General features: G+C 39.9%; 16 protein-coding genes, 2 tRNA genes and 2 other annotated features. Of the genes, 14 read left to right on the top strand and 4 right to left on the bottom strand.

The annotated features are described in order from the left end of the window. Positions 1-3: 3 nt before the first annotated feature. From recF to gyrA, 4 genes are all read left to right on the top strand, one after another. Positions 4-1,128 carry a DNA replication/repair protein RecF gene (gene recF, locus B7E05_RS00925; protein WP_080871873.1) on the top strand — a complete coding sequence of 375 codons (1,125 nt, stop codon included), beginning with the start codon at positions 4-6 and terminating at the stop codon, positions 1,126-1,128. A 68-nt stretch (positions 1,129-1,196) separates the two neighbouring features. Next, positions 1,197-1,469 carry an extracellular matrix regulator RemB gene (remB, locus tag B7E05_RS00920; RefSeq protein WP_080871872.1) on the top strand — a complete coding sequence of 91 codons (273 nt, stop codon included), beginning with the start codon at positions 1,197-1,199 and terminating at the stop codon, positions 1,467-1,469. A gap of 101 nt (positions 1,470-1,570) precedes the next feature. Further along, positions 1,571-3,496 (top strand): DNA topoisomerase (ATP-hydrolyzing) subunit B, encoded by a 1,926-nt coding sequence (gene gyrB / locus B7E05_RS00915; protein WP_080871871.1) that lies wholly within the window; start codon positions 1,571-1,573, stop codon positions 3,494-3,496. 223 nt (positions 3,497-3,719) lie between these two features. Beyond that, positions 3,720-6,221 carry a DNA gyrase subunit A gene (gene gyrA, locus B7E05_RS00910; protein WP_080871870.1) on the top strand — a complete coding sequence of 834 codons (2,502 nt, stop codon included), beginning with the start codon at positions 3,720-3,722 and terminating at the stop codon, positions 6,219-6,221. Positions 6,222-6,336: 115 nt separating this feature from the next. Here the strand turns inward: gyrA and B7E05_RS00905 are convergent, their stop codons facing one another. Next, positions 6,337-7,137, bottom strand: a complete 801-nt coding sequence (locus B7E05_RS00905; protein WP_080871869.1) for a VLRF1 family aeRF1-type release factor — start codon at positions 7,135-7,137, stop codon at positions 6,337-6,339. Positions 7,138-7,464: 327 nt separating this feature from the next. On the opposite strand from B7E05_RS00905, the gene B7E05_RS00900 reads away from it, so the two are divergent. Then, positions 7,465-8,787, top strand: a complete 1,323-nt coding sequence (locus B7E05_RS00900) for a DUF2254 domain-containing protein (protein WP_080871868.1) — start codon at positions 7,465-7,467, stop codon at positions 8,785-8,787. A 198-nt stretch (positions 8,788-8,985) separates the two neighbouring features. On the opposite strand, the gene B7E05_RS00895 is transcribed toward B7E05_RS00900, so the two are convergent. Further along, positions 8,986-9,936, bottom strand: a complete 951-nt coding sequence (locus B7E05_RS00895; protein ID WP_080871867.1) for a YaaC family protein — start codon at positions 9,934-9,936, stop codon at positions 8,986-8,988. A 252-nt stretch (positions 9,937-10,188) separates the two neighbouring features. On the opposite strand from B7E05_RS00895, the gene guaB reads away from it, so the two are divergent. The 4 genes from guaB to B7E05_RS00875 all read left to right on the top strand — a co-directional run bounded on the left by guaB (position 10,189) and on the right by B7E05_RS00875 (position 15,223). Then, on the top strand, positions 10,189-11,661 hold the full coding sequence (guaB, locus tag B7E05_RS00890) for an IMP dehydrogenase (protein ID WP_080871866.1): 1,473 nt from the start codon (positions 10,189-10,191) through the stop codon (positions 11,659-11,661). A 225-nt stretch (positions 11,662-11,886) separates the two neighbouring features. After that, positions 11,887-13,227 (top strand): D-alanyl-D-alanine carboxypeptidase family protein, encoded by a 1,341-nt coding sequence (locus tag B7E05_RS00885; protein WP_080871865.1) that lies wholly within the window; start codon positions 11,887-11,889, stop codon positions 13,225-13,227. Positions 13,228-13,285: 58 nt separating this feature from the next. Further along, positions 13,286-13,520 (top strand) — a binding site (T-box leader). A 55-nt stretch (positions 13,521-13,575) separates the two neighbouring features. Next, entirely contained in the window at positions 13,576-14,853 is a 1,278-nt protein-coding gene (serS, locus tag B7E05_RS00880; protein WP_080871864.1) for a serine--tRNA ligase, read from the top strand. Positions 14,854-15,130: 277 nt separating this feature from the next. Next, positions 15,131-15,223, top strand: a tRNA-Ser gene (locus tag B7E05_RS00875). A 74-nt stretch (positions 15,224-15,297) separates the two neighbouring features. Here the strand turns inward: B7E05_RS00875 and B7E05_RS00870 are convergent. Beyond that, positions 15,298-16,044, bottom strand: a complete 747-nt coding sequence (locus B7E05_RS00870; protein ID WP_080871863.1) for a GTP pyrophosphokinase — start codon at positions 16,042-16,044, stop codon at positions 15,298-15,300. A 145-nt stretch (positions 16,045-16,189) separates the two neighbouring features. Next, positions 16,190-16,398 (top strand) — a binding site (T-box leader). A 137-nt stretch (positions 16,399-16,535) separates the two neighbouring features. Between B7E05_RS00870 and proC the strand changes: the two genes are divergently transcribed. The 5 genes from proC (at position 16,536) to B7E05_RS00840 (ending at position 20,851) form a co-directional block, all read left to right on the top strand. Further along, on the top strand, positions 16,536-17,354 hold the full coding sequence (gene proC, locus B7E05_RS00865; protein ID WP_080871862.1) for a pyrroline-5-carboxylate reductase: 819 nt from the start codon (positions 16,536-16,538) through the stop codon (positions 17,352-17,354). A gap of 26 nt (positions 17,355-17,380) precedes the next feature. Continuing rightward, positions 17,381-17,668: a TIGR04104 family putative zinc finger protein gene (locus B7E05_RS00860; protein WP_080871861.1), complete on the top strand. Its 288-nt coding sequence runs from the start codon at positions 17,381-17,383 to the stop codon at positions 17,666-17,668. Between the two features lie 120 nt (positions 17,669-17,788). After that, positions 17,789-17,861, top strand: a tRNA-Arg gene (locus B7E05_RS00855). Between the two features lie 794 nt (positions 17,862-18,655). Next, positions 18,656-19,705 carry a DUF5105 domain-containing protein gene (locus B7E05_RS00845; protein WP_080871859.1) on the top strand — a complete coding sequence of 350 codons (1,050 nt, stop codon included), beginning with the start codon at positions 18,656-18,658 and terminating at the stop codon, positions 19,703-19,705. Between the two features lie 18 nt (positions 19,706-19,723). Continuing rightward, on the top strand, positions 19,724-20,851 hold the full coding sequence (locus B7E05_RS00840; RefSeq protein ID WP_080871858.1) for a TcaA second domain-containing protein: 1,128 nt from the start codon (positions 19,724-19,726) through the stop codon (positions 20,849-20,851). 325 nt (positions 20,852-21,176) lie between these two features. Here the strand turns inward: B7E05_RS00840 and pflA are convergent, their stop codons facing one another. Then, entirely contained in the window at positions 21,177-21,923 is a 747-nt protein-coding gene (gene pflA, locus B7E05_RS00835) for a pyruvate formate-lyase-activating protein (RefSeq protein WP_080871857.1), read from the bottom strand. Positions 21,924-22,014: the final 91 nt, after the last annotated feature.

Below are 22,014 nucleotides of genomic sequence, written 5' to 3'. Positions count from 1 at the left end.
AGCATGCATATTGAACAGTTAAAATTAACCAATTACCGCAATTATGAAACGTTGGATATTACATTTGATGATAAGGTGAACGTCATCATCGGTGAAAATGCCCAGGGGAAAACCAATTTGATGGAAGCTATTTATGTGCTCTCTTTTACCCGTTCGCATCGGACAATGCGGGAAAAAGAGCTCATACGCTGGGATTCAGATTATGCTATAATAGAGGGAAGGATTACAAGAAGAAATCAATCTGTACCTCTGCAGGTCTCCATTTCATCCAAAGGAAAAAAAGCAAAAATCAATCATTTAGAACAGCATCGACTGAGTGACTATATTGGTACGGTGAATGTTGTGATGTTTGCACCGGAGGATTTAACCATTGTAAAAGGATCTCCGCAGATTCGCCGCCGTTTTATGGATATGGAGCTGGGGCAAATCCAGCCGACCTATATATACCATTTATCTCAATATCAAAAAATACTGAAGCAAAGAAACCATTTATTAAAACAGCTGCAACGCAGAAGCAGTGTGGACGAAACGATGTTGGATGTATTAACAGACCAACTGGTTGAGCATGCTTCTTTTTTGTTGGAGAGGCGGTTTGTTTATCTGGATTTGCTGCGGAAATGGGCAGGGCCTATTCATGAAGGTATCAGCCGTCAACTGGAAAACCTAGAAATTCAATATGATGCGACAATAAAGGTATCAGAAGAGGCAGATAAGGAGAAAATAACTAGTATCTACCAGGATTCCTTTAAGGATGTGCGCGGGAAAGAAATCGATCGCGGTACAACGTTGGTTGGTCCGCACCGGGATGACCTTCTTTTTTTTGTTAACGGCAAAAATGTACAAACGTATGGCTCACAAGGACAGCAGCGGACTACGGCATTGTCCATTAAGCTGGCTGAAATTGAATTAATTTATCAAGAAGTGGGGGAATATCCCATCCTCTTACTGGATGATGTGTTAAGTGAACTGGATGACTATCGTCAGTCCCACTTATTGAACACGATTCAAGGAAAGGTACAGACATTTGTTTCCACAACAAATATTGATGGCATTCACCATGAAACACTGAAAAATGCCGAGTTGTTTTATGTCAGCCAGGGAGTCGCGACGAATTCAGAAGAGCAATAAAGCAACCCTTCTTTACTATTTGCGAAAAGAAAAGAGTCTGGTTGCACGAAGAAAGGAAGCGGTGGATTATGTTCATTCATATTGGCAATGACAATGTTATCCGGTCCCGGGAAGTCATTTCGATTATTAATTATGATTTATATACAAATACATCAGGAATGTATCAATTGATACAGGAATGGAAGAAGAAAAATAAAGTTTCCGGACCTGAAGAAGAAGCAAAATCCATTATGATTACAGAAGATCATATTTATTTCAGTTCCTTATCTGTAGCAACCTTAAGAAAGCGTACAGGTATATTAACAACCATCAGTAATTTAGAAGATTATTATGAAGAATAATTCTGAACAAAATCAAGAGGTTGCTGCTCAGAAATAAGCAGCAATTCTCTTTTAAATATAGATTGATGTATTGTAATTCATATAGAAATGAGTGTGAGAAGATGTCGATGGAAGACAAAGTTACAGAAAACCAGGCCTATGATGCTGATCAGATACAAGTTCTTGAAGGTCTTGAAGCCGTTCGTAAGAGACCGGGAATGTACATTGGTTCTACCAGTGAAAAAGGATTGCACCATCTTGTATGGGAAATTGTCGATAACAGTATCGATGAAGCGTTGGCAGGTTATTGTGACCATATTGAAATCGCAATTGAAGAAGATAACAGTATTACCGTGACGGATAATGGACGCGGGATTCCTGTTGATATACAAAAGAAAACAGGACGTCCGGCTCTTGAGGTTATTATGACCGTACTTCATGCCGGCGGTAAATTCGGCGGTGGCGGATACAAGGTTTCCGGTGGACTTCATGGTGTGGGTGCATCCGTTGTTAACGCGCTTTCCAGCAGCTTAGAGGTTTATGTTCACCGCGATGGGAAAATTTATTATCTTTCGTTTAAAAAAGGGGTTCCTCAAGGGGAAATAACGGTTATCGGTGATACGGATATCACAGGAACCGTAACCCACTTTATTCCAGATAATGAAATTTTCACAGAAACGGTCGAATATAATTACGATACATTGGAACAGCGCTTAAGAGAGCTTGCTTTTCTAAACAAAGGATTACGTATTTCCATTGAAGATAAGCGCTCTGATAAAGAGACAGCAACCTATTATTATGAGGGCGGCATCAGCTCTTATGTTGAATTTATTAATAAAAATAAAGAGGTATTGCATGAACCGTTTTTTGCAGAAGGTGAAGACCAGGGAATCGCTGTAGAGGTCGCTATCCAGTATAACGACGGTTTTACAACCAATTTATATTCCTTTGCCAATAATATTCACACGTATGAGGGCGGTACACATGAAGTTGGATTTCGTTCCGGCCTGACACGTGCTATCAATGATTATGCGAAAAAGAACAGTTTGTTAAAAGACAGTGAATCCAATTTATCCGGGGAAGATGTCCGGGAAGGATTAACAGCTATTGTTTCCATCAAGCATCCAGACCCGCAATTTGAGGGACAGACAAAAACAAAGTTAGGAAACACAGAAGTACGTACCATTACAGACGGTGTATTTTCAGAGTCCTTCTCTAAATTCCTTTATGAAAATCCAACCACTGCAAAAATTATTGTGGAAAAAGGATTAATGGCCTCCAGAGCACGTTTGGCTGCTAAAAAGGCCAGAGAACTGACACGTCGTAAAAGTGCATTAGATGTAACCAGTCTGCCTGGGAAGTTAGCTGACTGTTCTTCCAAAGATGCCTCTAAAAGTGAGTTGTACATTGTAGAGGGAGACTCTGCCGGAGGTTCTGCCAAATCTGGAAGAGACCGTCATTATCAGGCCATTCTTCCTTTACGCGGAAAAATCTTAAATGTCGAAAAAGCACGCTTGGACCGGATTTTATCGAATAATGAAGTACGGGCTATGATTACAGCATTAGGAACAGGTATCGGCGAAGAGTTTGATATTACCAAGGCACGGTATCATAAAGTTGTTATCATGACAGATGCCGACGTTGATGGAGCGCATATCAGAACATTATTATTAACCTTTTTCTACCGGTATATGCGTCCGCTACTGGAATATGGCTATATTTATATTGCGCAGCCGCCGCTTTACCAGATTAAGCAGGGCAAGGCAGTGCATTACGTTTATTCCGATAAAGAACTGGATGCCCTTTTAGAAGAGATTCCAAAGGCACCAAAACCAGGTATCCAACGATACAAAGGACTTGGAGAAATGAACGCAGACCAGCTTTGGGATACAACGATGAATCCGGAATCACGTACCCTGCTGCAAGTAGAGCTGAGCGATGCTATTGATGCGGATCTGGTTTTTGATATGTTAATGGGAGATAAAGTAGAGCCACGCCGCAACTTTATCGAGGAAAATGCCCAATACGTTCAAAACCTGGATATTTAACATTATATTTTATTGATAAAAAGCGGATAGAAAACCTCTATCCCTTTCTTGTCAGGTTCTAGAACAGCAATAGCTGTATAAGTTGGATGATTCTGTCTGTTCGCAAACAAGCATGGCAGCAGCTGAGCGTGCATTTAAAAGCACCAGTGTAATTATTCACTTTATCCAAAAGAAAGATTCAAGGAAATCACTGACATTATAGTGATTGGGAGGTTATCAGACTATGGCAGAGGAAAATCGTCCGAGTGTCCAAGAAATAAATATTAGTAAGGAGATGCGTACATCCTTCTTAGATTATGCAATGAGTGTTATTGTATCCCGGGCATTACCTGATGTGCGGGATGGCATGAAGCCTGTACATCGTCGAATTCTATATGCAATGAATGATTTGGGAATGCACTCAGACAAAGCATTTAAAAAATCAGCACGTATTGTAGGAGAGGTTATCGGGAAATACCATCCGCATGGCGATTCAGCTGTGTATGAAACCATGGTAAGAATGGCACAGGATTTCAGTTATCGCTATATGCTCGTAGACGGGCATGGAAACTTTGGATCTGTCGACGGTGATTCTGCAGCAGCAATGCGTTATACAGAAGCACGTATGTCCAAGATTTCCATGGAGCTTCTGCGTGATATTAACAAAGATACAATAGATTATCAGGATAACTATGACGGCGCCGAGCGGGAACCAATCGTATTCCCGGCCCGTTTCCCTAACCTTCTTGTGAATGGGACATCAGGGATTGCTGTCGGGATGGCGACCAATATCCCGCCGCATCATTTAGGTGAAACAATTGATGCTGTATTAGCAGTAAGTAAAAATCCGGATATCACCATAGATGAGATTATGGAGAACCATCTCCCTGGTCCTGACTTTCCTACTGCAGGACAGATATTGGGAAGAAGCGGCATTCGTAAAGCGTATGAAACGGGGAAAGGTTCTATTACCGTTCGTGCCAAACTTGATATCGAGCAAGGGAAAAATGATAAAGAAACCATTATAGTAACAGAGCTTCCTTATCAGGTGAACAAAGCCAGATTGATTGAAAAAATAGCGGAACTTGTCCGCGACAAAAAAATTGATGGCATCACAGACCTTCGTGATGAAACAGATCGTAACGGTATGCGGGTTGTGATTGAACTGAGAAGGGATGCCAATGCAAATGTTGTTTTAAATAATCTATATAAACATACGGCTTTGCAAACAACATTTGGTATCAATATGCTTGCATTGGTGGATGGACGTCCCCAAGTATTAACCGTGAAACAGTGTCTGGAGTATTATTTAGAACATCAAAAAGTCATTATCAAGCGCCGGACAGCCTTTGAATTAAAGAAAGCGGAAGCACGGGCGCATATTCTGGAAGGTTTGCGCGTTGCACTGGATCATTTGGACGAGGTTATTTCCTTAATCCGTAACTCCAAAACAGCAGATATAGCCAGAGATGGATTAATCGAACGCTTCGAACTATCGGAGAAACAGGCACAAGCTATTCTGGATATGCGTCTCCAGCGTTTAACAGGTTTAGAGCGTGAAAAGATTGAAGAAGAATATAAAGAGCTTCAAGAATTAATTGCTGAATTAAAAGCCATTTTAGCGGATGAAGAAAAAGTATTGGAAATCATCCGGGAAGAACTTACAGAGATTAAAGAGAAGTTTCATGATGAACGCCGTACAGAAATTGTTGCCGGCGGGGCTGGTTTCCTTGAGGATGAAGACTTGATTCCAGAAGAAAATATTGTGATTACCCTGACGCACCAAGGTTACATTAAACGATTACCAGCGTCTACGTACCGTACACAACGCCGTGGCGGAAGAGGTATTCAAGGTATGGGGACCAATGAAAATGACTTTGTGGAACATCTTGTGTCCACCTCAACGCATGATACGGTTCTTTTCTTTACAAACAAAGGGAAGGTATATAAAACAAAAGGATATGAGGTTCCGGAGTTTAACCGTACGGCAAAAGGTATTCCAATGATTAACCTGCTGCAGGTGGAAAAAGGAGAATGGGTCAATGCTGTCATCTCTGTATCTGAATTTGATGAGGATTACTACCTGTTCTTTACAACCAAGCACGGTATTGCGAAGCGTACGCCTCTTGAGAAATTTAAAAACATCCGTAAAGGCGGTCTGATTGCTGTTAACTTGCGGGAAGAGGATGAATTAATTTCTGTCCGCATGACCAATGGTGAAAAAGAAATGATGATTGCTACGAGAAACGGTTACTTAATCCGTTTTGAAGAAGAACAAATGCGGCCAATGGGAAGAACAGCGGCAGGCGTCAAAGGTATTTCTTTACGTGAGGACGATGAGGTTATTTCCATGGAAATACTGGAAGAAGGTTCTAAAATACTTCATGTAACCAGTAAAGGTTTTGGGAAGCAGACACCGGAAAATGAATATCGTCGTATTAACCGGGGCGGTAAAGGAGTATTCACTTGTAAACTGGATGACAAGACAGGACATGTTGTGGATGTCAAGGCAATTCAGGGTGATGAAGATTTAATGCTTATCACGATTGCTGGCGTTCTGATTCGCATCCAAGTATCCGATATTTCACAAACAGGCAGAAACACCAAAGGGGTACACCTGATTCGCCTGCAGGATGAAGAAGAAGTGGCAACAGTCGCACGGATTGAGAAAGAAGAAGAGGAAGAAATAGAAGAAGTTTCTGAATCTGAAGCGGATAACAAAACAGACGATAACAACGAAGAATAAATATGTGTTAACATGGCTCTGTTACTAGAAGACGTTATATAAATAGAAGAACCTCCTGTACACTTGTCTCCAGACAAATGTACAGGAGGTTTTTCATTAGGATGTGCACTTCAGATTAGTCATCCAGTACATCAGCCAAAATTTTATCTGCATCACTGTTTAACAAGTTACGGGGAACGGTTTTATCGATGTTTTTATTAAAGTAAGATTTCAATGGTTCGACTTCATTTTTTTCACCGACAAGATAAATTTGTTCCCAGTCTCTTTGACCGGCTCTTTTTTCTAACTTCGCAACGAGTGCTTTGAACCAGCGTTGTTGATGTTCTTTTACGCGTTCTTTGAATTCATCTTTTTTCGCCCCGCCTTGTCTAACATCATTACCTTGGGGACCTTCGTGTTGGCGCCAGTCATTGGTATTTAAGTCCAAAGTATAATGGGACTGGTCTACCAGTGTTCCCAATTCTGTTTCCAGAACAGTAACCTCGTCTTGTTGAATGACAATGACGCCGGTATAAGGGTATTCTTTTTCTAATTGTTTCAATTGGTCGAGAACCGGCTCAGTTTCCCAATGAAATTCCGTTTTAACAGGGACGTGCAGGGCTTGTGAAAACCACAGATCCTCATCTGCTGTACCGAAGAGAACTAAACCTCTGTATAAACCTTTTTCCGCTTCTCTTTCGTTGACTTCATTCTCTACCTTTTGACGAATTGTCTTGGATTGATTTTTTTCTTCATGAGAGCTGCTTTCCTGGGTTGCATCCGCCAGTTCTTTCAGCCCATTTTTTAATTCAATTCTCCATGCTCCGCCCTGTTGTTCAGGATCACGGTGGTCTGTGTTCAGATACATGGAAAGCACCTTTTGCGGTTCCTCATAACTGATTTGTTTCAATCTCTTGATTTTATCTTGTAAGAGCATACGTGTCACTCTCCTTCTTCAATATTTTTAATCGTATGATTGTTTTCTTTCTTTGTTCGCAGAGCATTACCAGCCAAAAGTCTTCTTCATGGAAAGAAGACTTGCTTAACTGTTTTCCCCTCTGACTGTAAGATTTAAACATGAAAGGAAGACCCTATTTCTGTGATAAAAACAAGGAATGGTTTGTATTTTATCCAGTTGGGGAATTTAAAATAAAATCAAAGGTTGTTACTTAAGTAACGATTTATATCTTTGAAAAAGAAAAGACCCTGGACAGTTTTTTAGATATATCATCAGGTTTTTAACGGCTTAGAAAAGAGGGTTAGAATGAATAAAACGAAATTCCGGATATCCGTTCGTGACAGCTTCTGGTTTCTCCCGATTGTATACGGTTTATGCTCAATGGGAGCAGCAGGGGCTGTGACAGCATTGGATGTTTGGCTGGTCCCCAGCGTATCCAGCAGCATACCGGATATTTTTCTTACCGGTCAAAGTATAGCAAAACAGCTTTATGCTGCCTTGATTACAGCAATGCTGACAATGACAACGGTAAGTTTCTCAACAATTATGGTGATGCTGACAACATATTCTTCCCAGTTTTCCCCTCGCGCTTTGGAAGACTTTATGCAGAGTAAAATCACCCAACACGTTTTAGGTGTCTATACATTTGGTTTTATTTTTGTAGTGATTAATTTATGGTTATTGACAGAAACAAACCAACAAGATTTGTTGAGTCCTTTCTTCACTGTGATTATAACGATTATTACGCTTGCATTTTTTATTTTGTTTATCCATTTTTCCGCACGTTGGGCACAAGTGAATTTTCTGATCGGCGTCATACGAAACAAAACGTTGGAATTAATAAAAGAAACCTTTGCAGAAAGAACATATGGACAACATCAGCATTGGGATCATTCACAAGTTCAAAACATTAGAGAAAAGGATAGGAAGACGATTCATGCGAGGCATTCTGGCTACGTGCAGCAAGTGAATTATAACTATCTGATCAAATGGGCCAGCGCTAATAATATGGTGTTAGAAGCAACGTTTCAAGTTGGCGATTATGTCCCTGAAGGATTACCGGTTTTTTATTTTTGGGATGTAGGGGACAGAAAAGATAATGTAGCGAAACACGACGATTTTTTAGTTATCGGCGGGGAACGGACTGATCTTCAAGATATTGGATTTTCCATTCAAAAATTAGTGGAGATAGCCGTGAAAGCTCTGTCCACTGGTATGAACGATCCGAACACAGCAATTAATTGTATACACCGCATTGGCAGTTTACTGTCGGAGTTAGCAGGTAATTATTATCCTGTTACCTATTTTTCAGATAATCATGGCGATTTGCGGTTAATGATGGAACAAAAGAATTTTCGGGATTACTTATTTAAAAGTTTTTACCAGATTAAACATTATGGAAAAGATGATATCTCCGTTATATATAGCATTATAGACACGTTATATAAGGTTACTGTCGTTAGTGAGGCGTCGATTCAAAAAGAAGTATGGAATTTCGCAAAATATATTTTAGAAGCGGTAGATATAGAAAATCTGTCGTCACTGGATTATCAGCATCTGAAAAGTATAACAGAAAAATTTGCTGATTTTTGCGGAGAAGAATTAGATTGGGAATATTCGAAAGGATGATAGCCTGACATCGACATCTTATGCTTTGTAGGCGAAGCAGTGTAATGGAGCTGTTTGACAGCAGGGAATCCAAAAGGGATTTTAACAGCAATCCTTATAAGCTTGGATAGCACGTTATAAGTTATAAGCAGGAACCACCGGAAAACGATGATAAGGATAACCGGTGGTTCCTTTTTTTCACAGAGAAGCGTCCGTTATTTATTGCTTGAAATCAATGTTTTCCAATAAACGCTCTCCAATCAGCGCCGGCGTTTTTTTACGGGTTATTTTTAAAAAACGCTCGATAAAAGGATATTCTTTATCCGTCTTCATTTGTATCAGTTCCCCCCACCACTCTGTTTCATAACGGCAAATCATGCTTAGGTGAAACAAAAGAAGATAATGGGCCAGAATTTCCGAATAAGGAAAATAGTTTGCTCGATTAGCTGGAAAATACAACAATTCATTATCCAGGTGATATCGGAAAGGGCCGTTCCAATCCTGGATTGGTTCTGTCAGATAAATCTGCAATGATTTGTTAGTTTGTTGAATAGCCTTAATTGGAGGCAAAAATAAACGGATCCGCTCGACAAAGGTTTCTTCTTTTAAATGAAAACCATCTAGAATCCGGTTCGGAAAACAAAGCTGGCTACTGTTTTTTTCTCCGACTACGACCATGGATTCTTCCTGGTGGAGCTGCCATAGATTGCTTAATTCCGGGATAGAACAGAATAATAGTCGCATGGAAACACGGTTTAACGGGAAAGGATGAAGGGAAAATAAATAACGAGTGACATACGGAAACAATCCTTTTTGCTGCATTTTGACTTCATCCTCCATAAAACGGTAATCTTTCCGTTTTCTTTTTCGGGCAGTCAGGCCATGCGCAAGGACTGCTGTTGTTTCAGGGTAATCCGGTCGTTTGGTCAGGAGCCATCCTTTTAAAAAGTGCGTCATCCCATAAAATGACAGGACTGGCTGTACCAGAATATTGCTCTGTCTGCTTGATTCCATAAAAATCATACCGTTATTGATATAATGCATAAAAGCAGCACTGTTTTGATAGCTTTTTGTTGCAGCTTCATCTAAAAATGAATAGCTTTTTTTTAGATAACGTTGTGCATTTTCTTCTGCAGTTAAAAAAGAAAATACCTCTTCATGATGAATCATTACCCCAGCTCCGTTACTATTGAAATATTTTGAATCTATCCTCTTTTTTCTCATCTATATTGAGTGCTTGAAAAAGCAAACAAGATAGAGTAATGTAAATAAAAATAGATATTTGCTACTACTTTTACGAGGTTGGTACTTTTTAGCAGTTTTGCCGTTATTATATACGGATATACTTGAAAAACGGTATCTTAAAGAGCCAAATGAAGTGAAAGTATATAATCAATTCAATGATTGGAGGATGAGCTAGCAATGAGAGAAGACAAATTTGCAAAAGAAGGTTTAACATTTGATGATGTATTACTTCTTCCGGCAGAATCGGAGGTTTTACCCAACCAGGTGGATTTAAGTGTAGATTTAACGTCAAACTTAAAATTAAAATCACCATTTATCAGTGCTGGAATGGATACCGTAACAGAAGCGGAAATGGCAATTTCCATGGCGCGTCAAGGCGGTTTTGGAGTAATTCATAAAAATATGTCCATCGAACAGCAAGCTGAAGAAGTAGATCGTGTAAAACGCTCTGAAAGTGGTGTTATCACAAACCCGTTCTTCTTAACTCCTGAGCATCAGGTATATGACGCAGAACATTTAATGGGAAAATATCGCATTTCAGGAGTTCCAATTGTCAATAATACCCTCGAACAACAGCTCGTCGGTATTTTAACCAATCGTGATTTACGTTTTATCGAGGATTATTCGATTCTGATTTCTGAAGTGATGACAACAGAGGAACTGGTAACAGCACCGGTGGGAACCACGTTGGACGAAGCGGAAAAACTGCTACAGAAATATAAAATTGAAAAGCTGCCGCTTGTGGACGATCAAAGGGTTTTAAAAGGATTAATTACGATTAAAGATATCGAAAAGGTCATTGAATTTCCTAACGCAGCAAAAGACGGGCAAGGACGGTTGATTGCAGCAGCTGCAGTCGGTGTGACAGGCGATGCAATGACACGGATTGAAAAATTAGTGGAGGCCGGTGTCGATGCAATTGTAATTGATACAGCACATGGTCATTCTAAAGGCGTTCTGGAACAACTTAAACGGATTCGCGAGGCTTATCCTGATTTGGTGATTATTGCAGGGAATGTAGCTACAGAAGAAGGAACAAGAGCTTTAATTGAAGCAGGTGCATCAGTTGTAAAGGTCGGTATTGGACCAGGATCCATCTGTACAACGCGCGTGGTTTCCGGTGTGGGCGTACCGCAGATCACAGCAGTTTATGATTGTGCATTGGCAGCGAAAGAATACGGGGTACCTGTTATTGCGGACGGCGGAGTAAAATATTCCGGCGACATTGTGAAAGCTTTAGCATCAGGTGCTCACGCTGTCATGCTGGGAAGTATTTTTGCAGGTACAACGGAAAGCCCTGGAGATACAGAAATTTTCCAAGGGCGCCAATATAAAGTATATCGCGGCATGGGGTCGGTCGGAGCAATGCAAGCGGGCTCCAAAGATCGTTATTTCCAAAGTGAATCAGATAACAAAAAACTTGTTCCTGAGGGAATTGAAGGGCGTATTGCTTATAAAGGATCATTAGAAGATACTTTCCATCAGCTGGTAGGCGGTTTACGTTCCGGTATGGGTTATTGCGGAACTAAAAACTTAGAAAGCTTACGAAATGATGCCCGGTTCATCCGCATTACAGGGGCCGGATTAAGAGAAAGCCATCCGCATGATGTGCAAATTACGAAAGAATCACCGAACTATTTTATGCAATAATTTCGTAGCCTTCAAGTCGGATTTCGGCGATTTTTAATGGTTTTTGTGAGCGTGTAATCAGGCAGTTTATATTGATGACAAAATTGTGTCATACGGTCATAAAAAATTTAGATGGAGCATGTTGCTTCATCTATTTTTTTATAAATTTTTATGGTAAAATGTGAATCATGCTTAGCAGAATACATATATGCAGACGGCTATATTATTAAACGGAGGTACGAAATTGTGAGAAAGTCTATAAACAAATTATTTCTTTTGATGGTTGCAGCAGCGCTTGTTTTTACATCTTTTGTTATACCATCCATGTCTGTTCACGCAGAAGAATTGGATCTTGAGGCAGAATCGGCTATTTTAGTGGATGCAGAAACGGGGAAAGTTTTATATGCGAAAGACCCGGATGTGGCTTTACCTCCTGCTAGCATGACGAAAATAATGACAGAATACCTTGTTTGGGAAGCAGTTGAAAACGGAGATATTTCGTGGGATACAACAACTCAAATCAGTGACTATGCATATGAAATATCTAGTAATGTTGACTCTTCGGGAATTGGATTAACCCAGCAGCAGGATTACACTGTAGAAGATTTATATGCAGCAATGGCGATTAATTCAGATAACGGGGCAACCATTGCCTTGGCAGAGTTAATTGCAGGGTCTGAAGGCGAATTTGTTGAGATGATGAATGCAAAGGGAGAAGAATTAGGTCTTCCCGAATATAAATTTGTGAATGCAACAGGATTGGATAACGAGAGTTTAGGGGATAACTATCCTGAAGGAACAAGCCAGAATGACACGAACCTGTTATCAGCACGTTCCTCAGCTATGTTAGGAGCGGCTCTGGTAAATGATTATCCGGAAGCGTTGGAAATCTCCAGTATGCCAAGTACGGAATTTGACGGCAAAACCGTTGAGAACTGGAATTATATGCTTGATCATGATTCCGTGAATTTGGATCAATACTTTTATGAGGGCGTGGATGGCTTGAAAACTGGCCATACCGAGCTTGCCGGTTTTGCCTTCACTGGGACAGCAGAACGTGATGGACAACGTCTTATTACCGTTGTGATGAAAACCGATAGTATTGAAAAGCGCTTTGAAGAAACAGCAAAACTGTTAGATTATGGTTTTGATGAATTTGATACACAAGAATTATTTCCTGCAGGATATCAGGAAGAAGGAGAAGAAACAGCTCCTGTAGCAAGAGGAAAAGAGAGAGAAGTAAATATTGGTATTAATGAAGCAATTCATGTCCCTGTAAAATCAGGGGAGGAAGAGTTATATCATTTAGAGTATGTCATAGATGAAGACAGACTGAATGACGATGGCGAGTTAGAAGCCCCTGTTGAAGCAGACGAAGTAATTGGTACAGTTAACGTTGTCTATGACGGGGACGCAGAAGATTATGGCTATATTTCGGATGAAACAAGCCAGGAAAGCTACGATTTAGTAGCAATGGATGATGTGGAACAATCAAATTGGTTTATGCTGACGTTACAATCGATTGGTGACTTTTTTGTTAATATGTTCCAAGGTGCTTTTAATTGGGTGAAAGGGCTTTTTAGCTAATTTCTATAAGAACTCTTGCAACCTGAAGGAAAATAGCTTATGATTATTTACAATCATGAATGATGTGTTGATAGGAACTAGTAACTGACTAATTCTATTTGGCAGAGAGCTGATGGTTGGTGCAAATCAGCGTTAGAATGCAGTGAATCCATCCTGGAGCATGCTTATAGAAGTGGGCGGACGCTCATGAAATAAGCACGGAGATACGACGTTATTCGTATGTAAAGCCGGAAGAATCCATGTTGATTCTTTAATCAGGGTGGCAACGCGGGAAATACACTCTCGTCCCTTTCTATATAAGGGACGGGAGTTTTTTAATGGTAAAAAAATACAGGAGGTAATGTAGTTATGTTAGATATGAAATATGTTCGCAATAACTTTGAAGAAGTTAAGAGAAAACTTGCACATCGCGGGGAAGACCTGGGCGAATTAGATCGTTTTGGCGAACTGGATGTGAAAAGACGGGAGTTAATTGCAGAAACGGAGAAATTAAAAGCCAAGCGTAATGAGGTATCCAAAGAGATTTCCGTTTTAAAACGAGAGAAGAAAGATGCGGAAGAAGCGATTGCCTCTATGCGTAAAGTTGGCGACCAGATAGCAAATTTTGATAAAGAATTAAAAGAAATTGAGGAAAACTTAGAGCAAATTATGCTTTCTATTCCTAATTTGCCACATGAAAGTGTGCCTGTCGGAGAAGATGAAGATGATAACGTGGAAGCACGCAGCTGGGGTACGGTGCCGGAATTTTCATTTGAAGCACAGCCGCACTGGGATGTTGCGACTTATTTAGATATTTTGGATTTTGAACGGGCAGCAAAAGTGACAGGAAGCCGTTTTGTTTTCTATAAAGGGTTAGGTGCAAGACTCGAGCGTGCATTATTAAACTTTATGATGGATCTGCATGCAGATAAGCATAGCTATCAGGAAATGCTTCCTCCTTATATTGTGAACCGGATGAGCATGACAGGTACAGGACAGCTTCCTAAATTTGAAGAGGACGCCTTTAAGCTGGAAGACTGGGATTATTTTCTGGTGCCGACAGCAGAAGTTCCTGTAACCAACTATCACCGTGATGAAATTTTAACAATTGCTGATTTACCGAAGAAATATGTTGCCTTCAGTGCCAGTTTCCGTTCTGAAGCTGGATCTGCCGGAAGGGATACACGCGGTTTGATTCGCCAGCATCAATTTAATAAAGTGGAGCTTGTGAATTTTGTGAAACCGGAAGATTCTTATGAAAGACTGGAAGAACTGACTAATGAAGCGGAAACGGTGTTGCAGTTGTTAGAACTTCCTTATCGTGTCATGAGCATGTGTACAGGCGATCTAGGTTTCACAGCAGCGAAAAAATACGATATTGAAGTTTGGATTCCAAGCCAGAATACGTATCGTGAAATTTCTTCTTGTTCTAACTTTGAAGATTTCCAAGCCCGTCGTGCCGGAATTCGTTTTCGCCGCGAAGCAAATGGAAAACCGGAGTTTGTTCATACGCTAAACGGTTCTGGTCTAGCCTTGGGACGTACCGTAGCAGCTATTTTGGAGAATTGCCAACAGGAGGACGGCAGTGTCGTTGTACCGGAAGTATTGCGTCCGTACATGGGCGGCGTAGAGGTGATTGACAAGTAATATGGAGCATAAGAGGCTTTCCTTTTTTGGAGGGTCTCTTCTTTTTTTTACACTTTAAGAAAGTATAAAGAATTCAAGGAATAAAGTATAAGTGCAATGATTTTCCATGAGGCGAGTAATTGCAAATGTCTCCGGTGGGACGCGTAAGCGCAGTCCCAGTCCCAACGAAGGCATTGGCGAATGCTAAGTTTTCTTTATAAAATATGTTGACAAGCCATATTCCTGGATGGTATAGTATATTTTGTTCGCTAAAGAGAGAGAACTTTTATCAGTACACGGAGGTATACCCAAGTCTGGCTGAAGGGGTCGGTCTTGAAAACCGAGAGGCGGGTCAAACCGCGCGGGGGTTCGAATCCCTCTACCTCCTCCATTTAAAACAATCCTAATGATGAATAGATAAAACCCGCAGTTATTGAACTGCGGGTTTTTTAATACCTTTTATACTTATTCTTTATCTCTTTTTTCCATTAACGATTCCAACAACTGCTTTGGCAGCGGGAAGCGTTTATTATCCAATGGCAGAAAATCAAGATCGCTATCTGCATGTTTATCGGTTTTTTCTCCGTTGACTTCTGTATGAAGGAACTCCATTTTCTCATCTAATTGATTGGCAATATTGGCGCTGGTAGTCAACTCTTCGACAAGATGCGCCGGTACTTCGCCATCATATTTATAATAAATTTTATGCTCCAGGCTTGCCCAGAAATCCATAGCAACCGTGCGAATTTGAATTTCGATAAACACTTCCTCCTGACGATCCGAGAAAAAGACAGGAATCGCTAAAATCAAATGCAGGCTTTTATAGCCATTTGGTTTTGGATTTTTAATATAATCTTTGATTTCTATCACTTTGATATCCTGCTGTCCTTGAATGATTTCACTGATTTTATAAATATCAGAGATGAAAGAGCAGACAATTCGGATTCCAGCAATATCCTTGATATAGTCCTTGATAGATTCTTGTGTAATCGATATATTTTTACGCTGGCATTTTCGTAAAATACTTTCCGGTGATTTCATACGGGATTTTAAATGTTCAATTGGATTATAGTCATGAATATGCTCAAATTCTTCCTGAAGGATGTTTAGCTTTGTGTTGATTTCATCCAGTCCGAATTTATAGCTGAGCATAAAACGCGTCAGCTCTTGTCGTACCATTTTTAACTGGTTTAATTGTTTTGATTCATCCATTGATAAAATTCCTTTCTGACATGCATTCATGTACAATAATAAGTATAGCAAAGATTATTTTATATGGCAGATATAAAAGCGCTGGAATCATACTGCCTTGACAAAAGTGTGGCAAGGTTTTATAGTACAATGCAATATAGGAATAAAAAATACGTAGAACGGACCAGTAATTGATGTGTATTTACCGAAGAGAGGAAATCCGGCGGCTGTGAGATTTCTGTAAATACCTTAATGAACCTATCCGGGAGTAAGTCAGCATCAGCTGACTGCAGTACGGCTGCATTATCAATAAGAGTGGATATACTTTGATCAAAAAAGGTGGTACCGCGGAACAATGCTGATTCCGTCCTTTGCATAGGATGTGTAATCAGTTTTTTTTATGGTTATTGAAAATGCTGCTGGAGAAATAAAACGAAACTTCGCTCAGTGGAAGTTTTACGGGCAGTTCTCCGTAATAATAAGGGAAAAGAAGAAAAACAGGAGGAAAATACATGGATAAGACAATTGCATTTTTTGGTGCAGGAAATTTAGCAGAGGCGATTATTGCCGGAATTACACGAAAGCATGTCGTTACCAAAGAGCAGGTGCTGGTAACCAATCGCAGTGATCAAGCACGATTAGATTTGATTGCCGAAAAATATGGTGTGATATGCAACCGGAATAAAGAAGAAATGATTCAGGAAGCAGATATTATTATCTTAGCAATGAAACCTAAGGATGCAGGAGACTATTTAAACTGGCTTAAAGAGCATATAAAGCCGTATCACATGGTTATTTCTGTGATTGCAGGGTTATCAATCGAACAGATGGAAAAAACGCTGGGAGAGGGCGTTCCTGTCATTCGGACCATGCCCAATACATCGGCATTGATCGGCCAATCCGCTACAGCTATTTCGAAAGGAACCAATGTCGAGCTGAGTCAGCTTTATTTTGCAGAGGAACTATTCCAGACAGTAGGTACAACCAAAATTGTCGATGAAGAGCAGATGCATACCATTACAGCCATTGCTGGAAGCGGCCCGGCGTTTTTCTATTATATGGTGGAATCGATGGAAAAAGCGGCTATCGAAGCAGGACTGGACCGGGATACAGCATTGGAACTGTTAACGCAGACCGTCATCGGCGCAGGGAAAATGCTGGAATCTTCCGGGGAAGATCCGGAACAACTTCGCGTTAATATTACCAGTCCATCCGGAACAACAGAGGCCGGCTTAAATCAATTAATGGCGGGTGGATTCGATGAAATCATCAAAGCATGTATAGATGGTGCCAGAGAAAGGTCTATCAACATTACAAAAGCACAGAAATAACTTTCAAAAAGAAGAGGGGGAAGCAGATGCATACACCGGACTGCAGCTATTGCGGGAAGAGATGGAGCTACGGACAGACTTTTAAACAGGTATTTAAGATTAAAATGATTTGTCCGCACTGTGGGAAAGAAAATTATTATCAAGCCAGTAAAAAAAACGCCTGGATTCCGTTATTAGCCATCCCTGTTTTTTTAGTGCTGGTTCTTCTACTCAAGCTGTCCTCCATGGGAATTATTCTGCTTGGATGTCTGTTAATGGTTCTACACGTTTTCACGATTCCTTATCGGACAAGATTACAAAAAGCAGGATCATAAAGTGAAACACGATGCTTTGCAAAATGGGTCAGTTTTAGTATAATACGATTGTTCGCTTGTTTTTCAAAAGGCGGATAATGAAATATAGTGAAGCGTATATTACTGCTTCATTATGTTCGAGCCCCCGTAGCTCAGGGGATAGAGCATCGGTTTCCTAAACCGTGTGCCGCAGGTTCGAATCCTGCCGGGGGCGTAAATAGCCGTTAAGTTGACTGTTTCAAGGCTTTTTAGTCTTACTGTTGCTTAACAAGGATACACGGTTTAAAACTCAATTTTAAGGTAGACCAAAGGAACACTTCTTACGTTTTTCTTGTCTGTATCGGATAAGAAAATGTAAGAAGTGTTTTTAATGTTTTTCTTTTTGTTTATTAATAGAGCTTATTCAACTTTCGCACCTAAGAATAAGCATATAAATCTTGCTGCTCCAGGATGAACATGATCGCTATATCATGCTTGCTTTTCGTTCAATCATCCTTCTATTTTTGAACAGGATAGGCTGTATAGCAACCGCTCCGGCCAACCACTCCGCTTTCCGACGTACAAATGTTTTCGATGGGACGAGTAAGCGCAAAAGCTCTTCGGTGGGGCGAGTAATCGCAGCCCCAGTCCCAACCCCAGGAGTCACGGTTTTAGCCTGCAAACCTCTTAGGAGTCTGCGTGGTTGGCCTACGCTCTAATAGAATTCTACAGCACATGGAAGAAATAACATTCTGATGAAGAGAGATGAAAAAAACGCTTATCTGCTTTTTTACCAAGATGGTAGATAAATCATGAGTGGATATTTACTCACAGTATTAGGTATAATAACCTATTACTAATCTCGGTTTATTCAAAGGCCATACGACAATTTTACCGAAAATAAAGAAAACAATCCACAAGATATTGACGAAGGGTTTTTAATTGGCTATTATTTAATGGCGAGAAGAGAACATGGGTTTAAAATGAAGATGAGATTGGATTTAGCAGTCTTGTAGATGGAGGGAAAACATGGGGAAAAAATATGGAATTATTTCTTTGTTCTTACTTTTATTTTTAGGATTACTTGGATGTAGCTCAGACGATAGTTCTAGCGGTGGTGAAAAGGGAGATGTCGCTGTTGAAATTGAAAATGCATCCTATATTTTAGCAGACGAGGGCGGGACTGCCAGTAACGAGGATACAGGCATGCTTGCTGTTGAATTTGCAGTCACCAATAATAATGAATATCCTATTACTATCTCACCGTTTGATGGCGTAAAATTAGATGACGAAGGGGAACAAAAAAACCCGCAAACGGATTTGATTAATCCAAAAGTTGATCTGGAAAGCACGTTTACAGGAGATATTGGAGCTGAAAAAATGGCAAAAATAACTTCTATTTTTTATGTTGAAAAAGATAAAGCGTATGAAGTTAGAATAAGTCCTTTTTCAACCAATGCTGATGCTGATATTGAAGATGTAACAGTTGCATTAGATACAGCAGAGTACTCTGACAGTTTTGATACGCTTCAAGAACCAGAAGAGGCATTGTTAGCATATATCGATACAATCTATCTAGATCAGGAAAACGATGATTATGAAAGGTTAGTTTCAGCAGATAAAGAAGCTTTACAAGATGAAGCAAAAAATTTATTTGCAGATAAAATGGAATCAGCGTTTACAAATAGTGTACCAGAAGAGGAAATTGACAAAAATTACGAAACATATAAATCATTGCTGACGGATGAAGTAGAAATCACAGCAGAGACTATTGCCAATGCAAACAATAAAGCAATTGTCAATGTAGACTATTCAACACTTCCATTGGACTTATATGAACCAGTAAGTGATTACTCGGATGAATATAGAGAAAATGCAGATGATTTCGATTACGATAGAGAGGCGATGGAAGAATATGCTTTATCGAAGTTTGATAAAATTTTAAATGATATTGAACCAAAATCAGGACGTGAAACACTGGAGATTTTAATGGTTAAAGAAGACGGTAAATGGTCTGTTGATACATCTGACTGGAATAGTGAGCGATTAGCTGAAGCTTTTTCAGAAGGATCCTTATAATAGGGAGATGATGAGATAGTGAAGAGAAAATGGCTGTATATTCTAATTGCTTCGCTAGCTTGCGTTGTTATAGCTATCCTTATTACTCTCCAACAACTTAGTAAGCCTGATAAAGTCGTTCAAGCACTAGATGAAGCGATTGCGGAGGAAAACGCTGAATCGTTAGATGGTTTGCTTGTTGCAGATGATCATGATGCAGAAGTCAGTAACGGTTCCATTCAGCCCTTGCTTGCATATCTTAAGAAAAATAATAATAGCTATCAAGTGATTCAAGATGGGTTAAATGAACAAATTGAAAAAGATGATTTTTCTGCAACAAGTCAACAAATCAGTTTAGTAGAGGACGGAAAAAAATGGGGTATTTATCCCGATTATAAATTATATGTAAATACGGCGTTTATTAAAGTAAGTGGACAAAATGACAACGATGAGGTAAATCTTCAAATAGAAGGTCTGGAACATGCAGTTGAGGAAAATGATGATGGCGTTTATGGACCGTTTTTACCAGGTGACTATCAGATTGCTCTTACGATTCAGAATAATTTAGGGACCATTAAAGATGAGCGTCAAATGGATATTTGGGGAAATGATCAAGTCAGTTTAATTATTGATACAGATAAACTGGTGAAGGAAAATGAAACGGTACAGCGAGATGTTATGGAGGCTCTTGATACATTTAATAGTGATATGTCAAAATGGATGACATCCGAATTTGATTTATCGACATTTACAAATGTAGAGGGAATGATTGGAAGCGAGCAAATGCTGGTGGACAACGAATTTGATACGATTAGGGAGCATATCGATGAAATTCAGTCACAGTATGAGGGTGCCATTGTAAACTTAGATGATTTTGATATCAGCCATTTTAATGGTGATTGGAGTGCGGAAGTAACTGCATTTGTATCCTATAATGAAAAAATAAAGTTGATAGAAGAAGATACGGTTGAAGACGCTTCTTTTCACTCTGTTCGTTTTTACAAATTGACGTATGATGAAGATGAAAAGGAATGGCTTATTTCAGATTTCGAGGATACGCTGGCAACGGATAAGGAACATCAAGATTGGGAAAATACACAGGATATGATGATAGAAGACCCACCCGTATTAAAATGGAATCGAACAGATAAAGGCACTACTATCTGATTATAGCGTCACTAAATGAAGATGTTTATAACATAGTGGTACGATGAAATAAAAATATCCCCTTATTATATGCATGGTGTATAAGGGGATATTTTTAATGGAAGAAGTAACAGGTTGCTACATAATAAATGAATGAGAGCTACGGTAACAGCGCTTGAATATAACGAATGCATTCGAATTTAGAAAAACTATAAATCTCTTTGATCAGATTATTCATATGGTAGACTGCAATCATTTATGAAAAAGTAGCTACAATAAGAGCCGCTCCCAGAAAAGAAGCGGCTCTTTACATATATATAAAGGATAGTACATACCAATCGATTTCCTATTGATATATCACTTTCACCCGATTCAAAATATCCTCTGCATTCTTCACCCGATCCTCAGTAGGTGGTTCCACACCTGCGAGCGGATAGTCCAAACCGAGATTTTCCCATTTATAGACGCCTAATTTATGATAAGGCAAGACTTCTATTTTTTCGACATGATGCAACGTCGCAATAAAGTCGGAGAGCTGCTGCAAGTATACATCATTATCACTGCCGCCGGGAACGAGCACATGCCGGATCCAGACAGGCACCTGTTTTTCATCTAAATAGCGGGCCATATCGATAATGTGTTCATTGGAGAGTCCGGTGAGCTCCTTATGCTCGCTGGGATTAATATGCTTTAAATCCAGTAATACCAAATCCGCTAATTCCAATACTTTATCCAAATGTTTTATAAAGTGAGGAGAGCGGTTAAAGCATCCGGCAGAAGTATCGATAGTGGTGTGTACGCCCAGTTTTTTCAACTCGGTAAATAAATCGAGTAAAAATTCTACCTGAAGCAGAGGCTCTCCACCGCTGACAGTTACGCCTCCATTCGTAGACTGAAAGAATGGAAGATAATCTTTAATGTCTTTCACCAGTTCTTGGACAGACATTTTCTTTCCTGCTCCCATATCCCATGTATCAGGATTGTGACAAAATTTGCAACGTAATAGACAACCCTGGGTAAAGATAACATAACGCAGCCCGGGTCCGTCGACGGTTCCACATGTTTCAATGGAATGAATTCTTCCTTCTTTCATGATGCTCTCCCCCTTATTTCCGATGCTGAAAATCATTTAGCAGCAAGCGCCCAGATGATTTGTTGAGCGCCTGCTATTGTCTTCGCTCACG

This window comes from Oceanobacillus timonensis (assembly GCF_900166635.1).
Taxonomy (GTDB): Bacteria; Bacillota; Bacilli; order Bacillales; family Amphibacillaceae; genus Oceanobacillus; species Oceanobacillus timonensis.
This window is presented reverse-complemented; position numbering and strand designations above follow the sequence as displayed.

Bases quoted from the DNA above. Each gene is read 5' to 3' on its own strand.
- B7E05_RS00900 (WP_080871868.1), top strand. From the start codon at position 7,465: ATGAATAAAACGAAATTCCGGATATCCGTTCGTGACAGCTTCTGGTTT.
- serS (WP_080871864.1), top strand. From the start codon at position 13,576: ATGTTAGATATGAAATATGTTCGCAATAACTTTGAAGAAGTTAAGAGA.
- pflA (WP_080871857.1), bottom strand. From the start codon at position 21,923: ATGAAAGAAGGAAGAATTCATTCCATTGAAACATGTGGAACCGTCGAC.
- gyrA (WP_080871870.1), top strand. From the start codon at position 3,720: ATGGCAGAGGAAAATCGTCCGAGTGTCCAAGAAATAAATATTAGTAAG.
- recF (WP_080871873.1), top strand. From the start codon at position 4: ATGCATATTGAACAGTTAAAATTAACCAATTACCGCAATTATGAAACG.
- B7E05_RS00870 (WP_080871863.1), bottom strand. From the start codon at position 16,044: ATGGATGAATCAAAACAATTAAACCAGTTAAAAATGGTACGACAAGAG.
- proC (WP_080871862.1), top strand. From the start codon at position 16,536: ATGGATAAGACAATTGCATTTTTTGGTGCAGGAAATTTAGCAGAGGCG.
- remB (WP_080871872.1), top strand. From the start codon at position 1,197: ATGTTCATTCATATTGGCAATGACAATGTTATCCGGTCCCGGGAAGTC.
- guaB (WP_080871866.1), top strand. From the start codon at position 10,189: ATGAGAGAAGACAAATTTGCAAAAGAAGGTTTAACATTTGATGATGTA.
- B7E05_RS00845 (WP_080871859.1), top strand. From the start codon at position 18,656: ATGGGGAAAAAATATGGAATTATTTCTTTGTTCTTACTTTTATTTTTA.
- B7E05_RS00860 (WP_080871861.1), top strand. From the start codon at position 17,381: ATGCATACACCGGACTGCAGCTATTGCGGGAAGAGATGGAGCTACGGA.
- gyrB (WP_080871871.1), top strand. From the start codon at position 1,571: ATGTCGATGGAAGACAAAGTTACAGAAAACCAGGCCTATGATGCTGAT.
- B7E05_RS00905 (WP_080871869.1), bottom strand. From the start codon at position 7,137: ATGCTCTTACAAGATAAAATCAAGAGATTGAAACAAATCAGTTATGAG.
- B7E05_RS00895 (WP_080871867.1), bottom strand. From the start codon at position 9,936: ATGATTCATCATGAAGAGGTATTTTCTTTTTTAACTGCAGAAGAAAAT.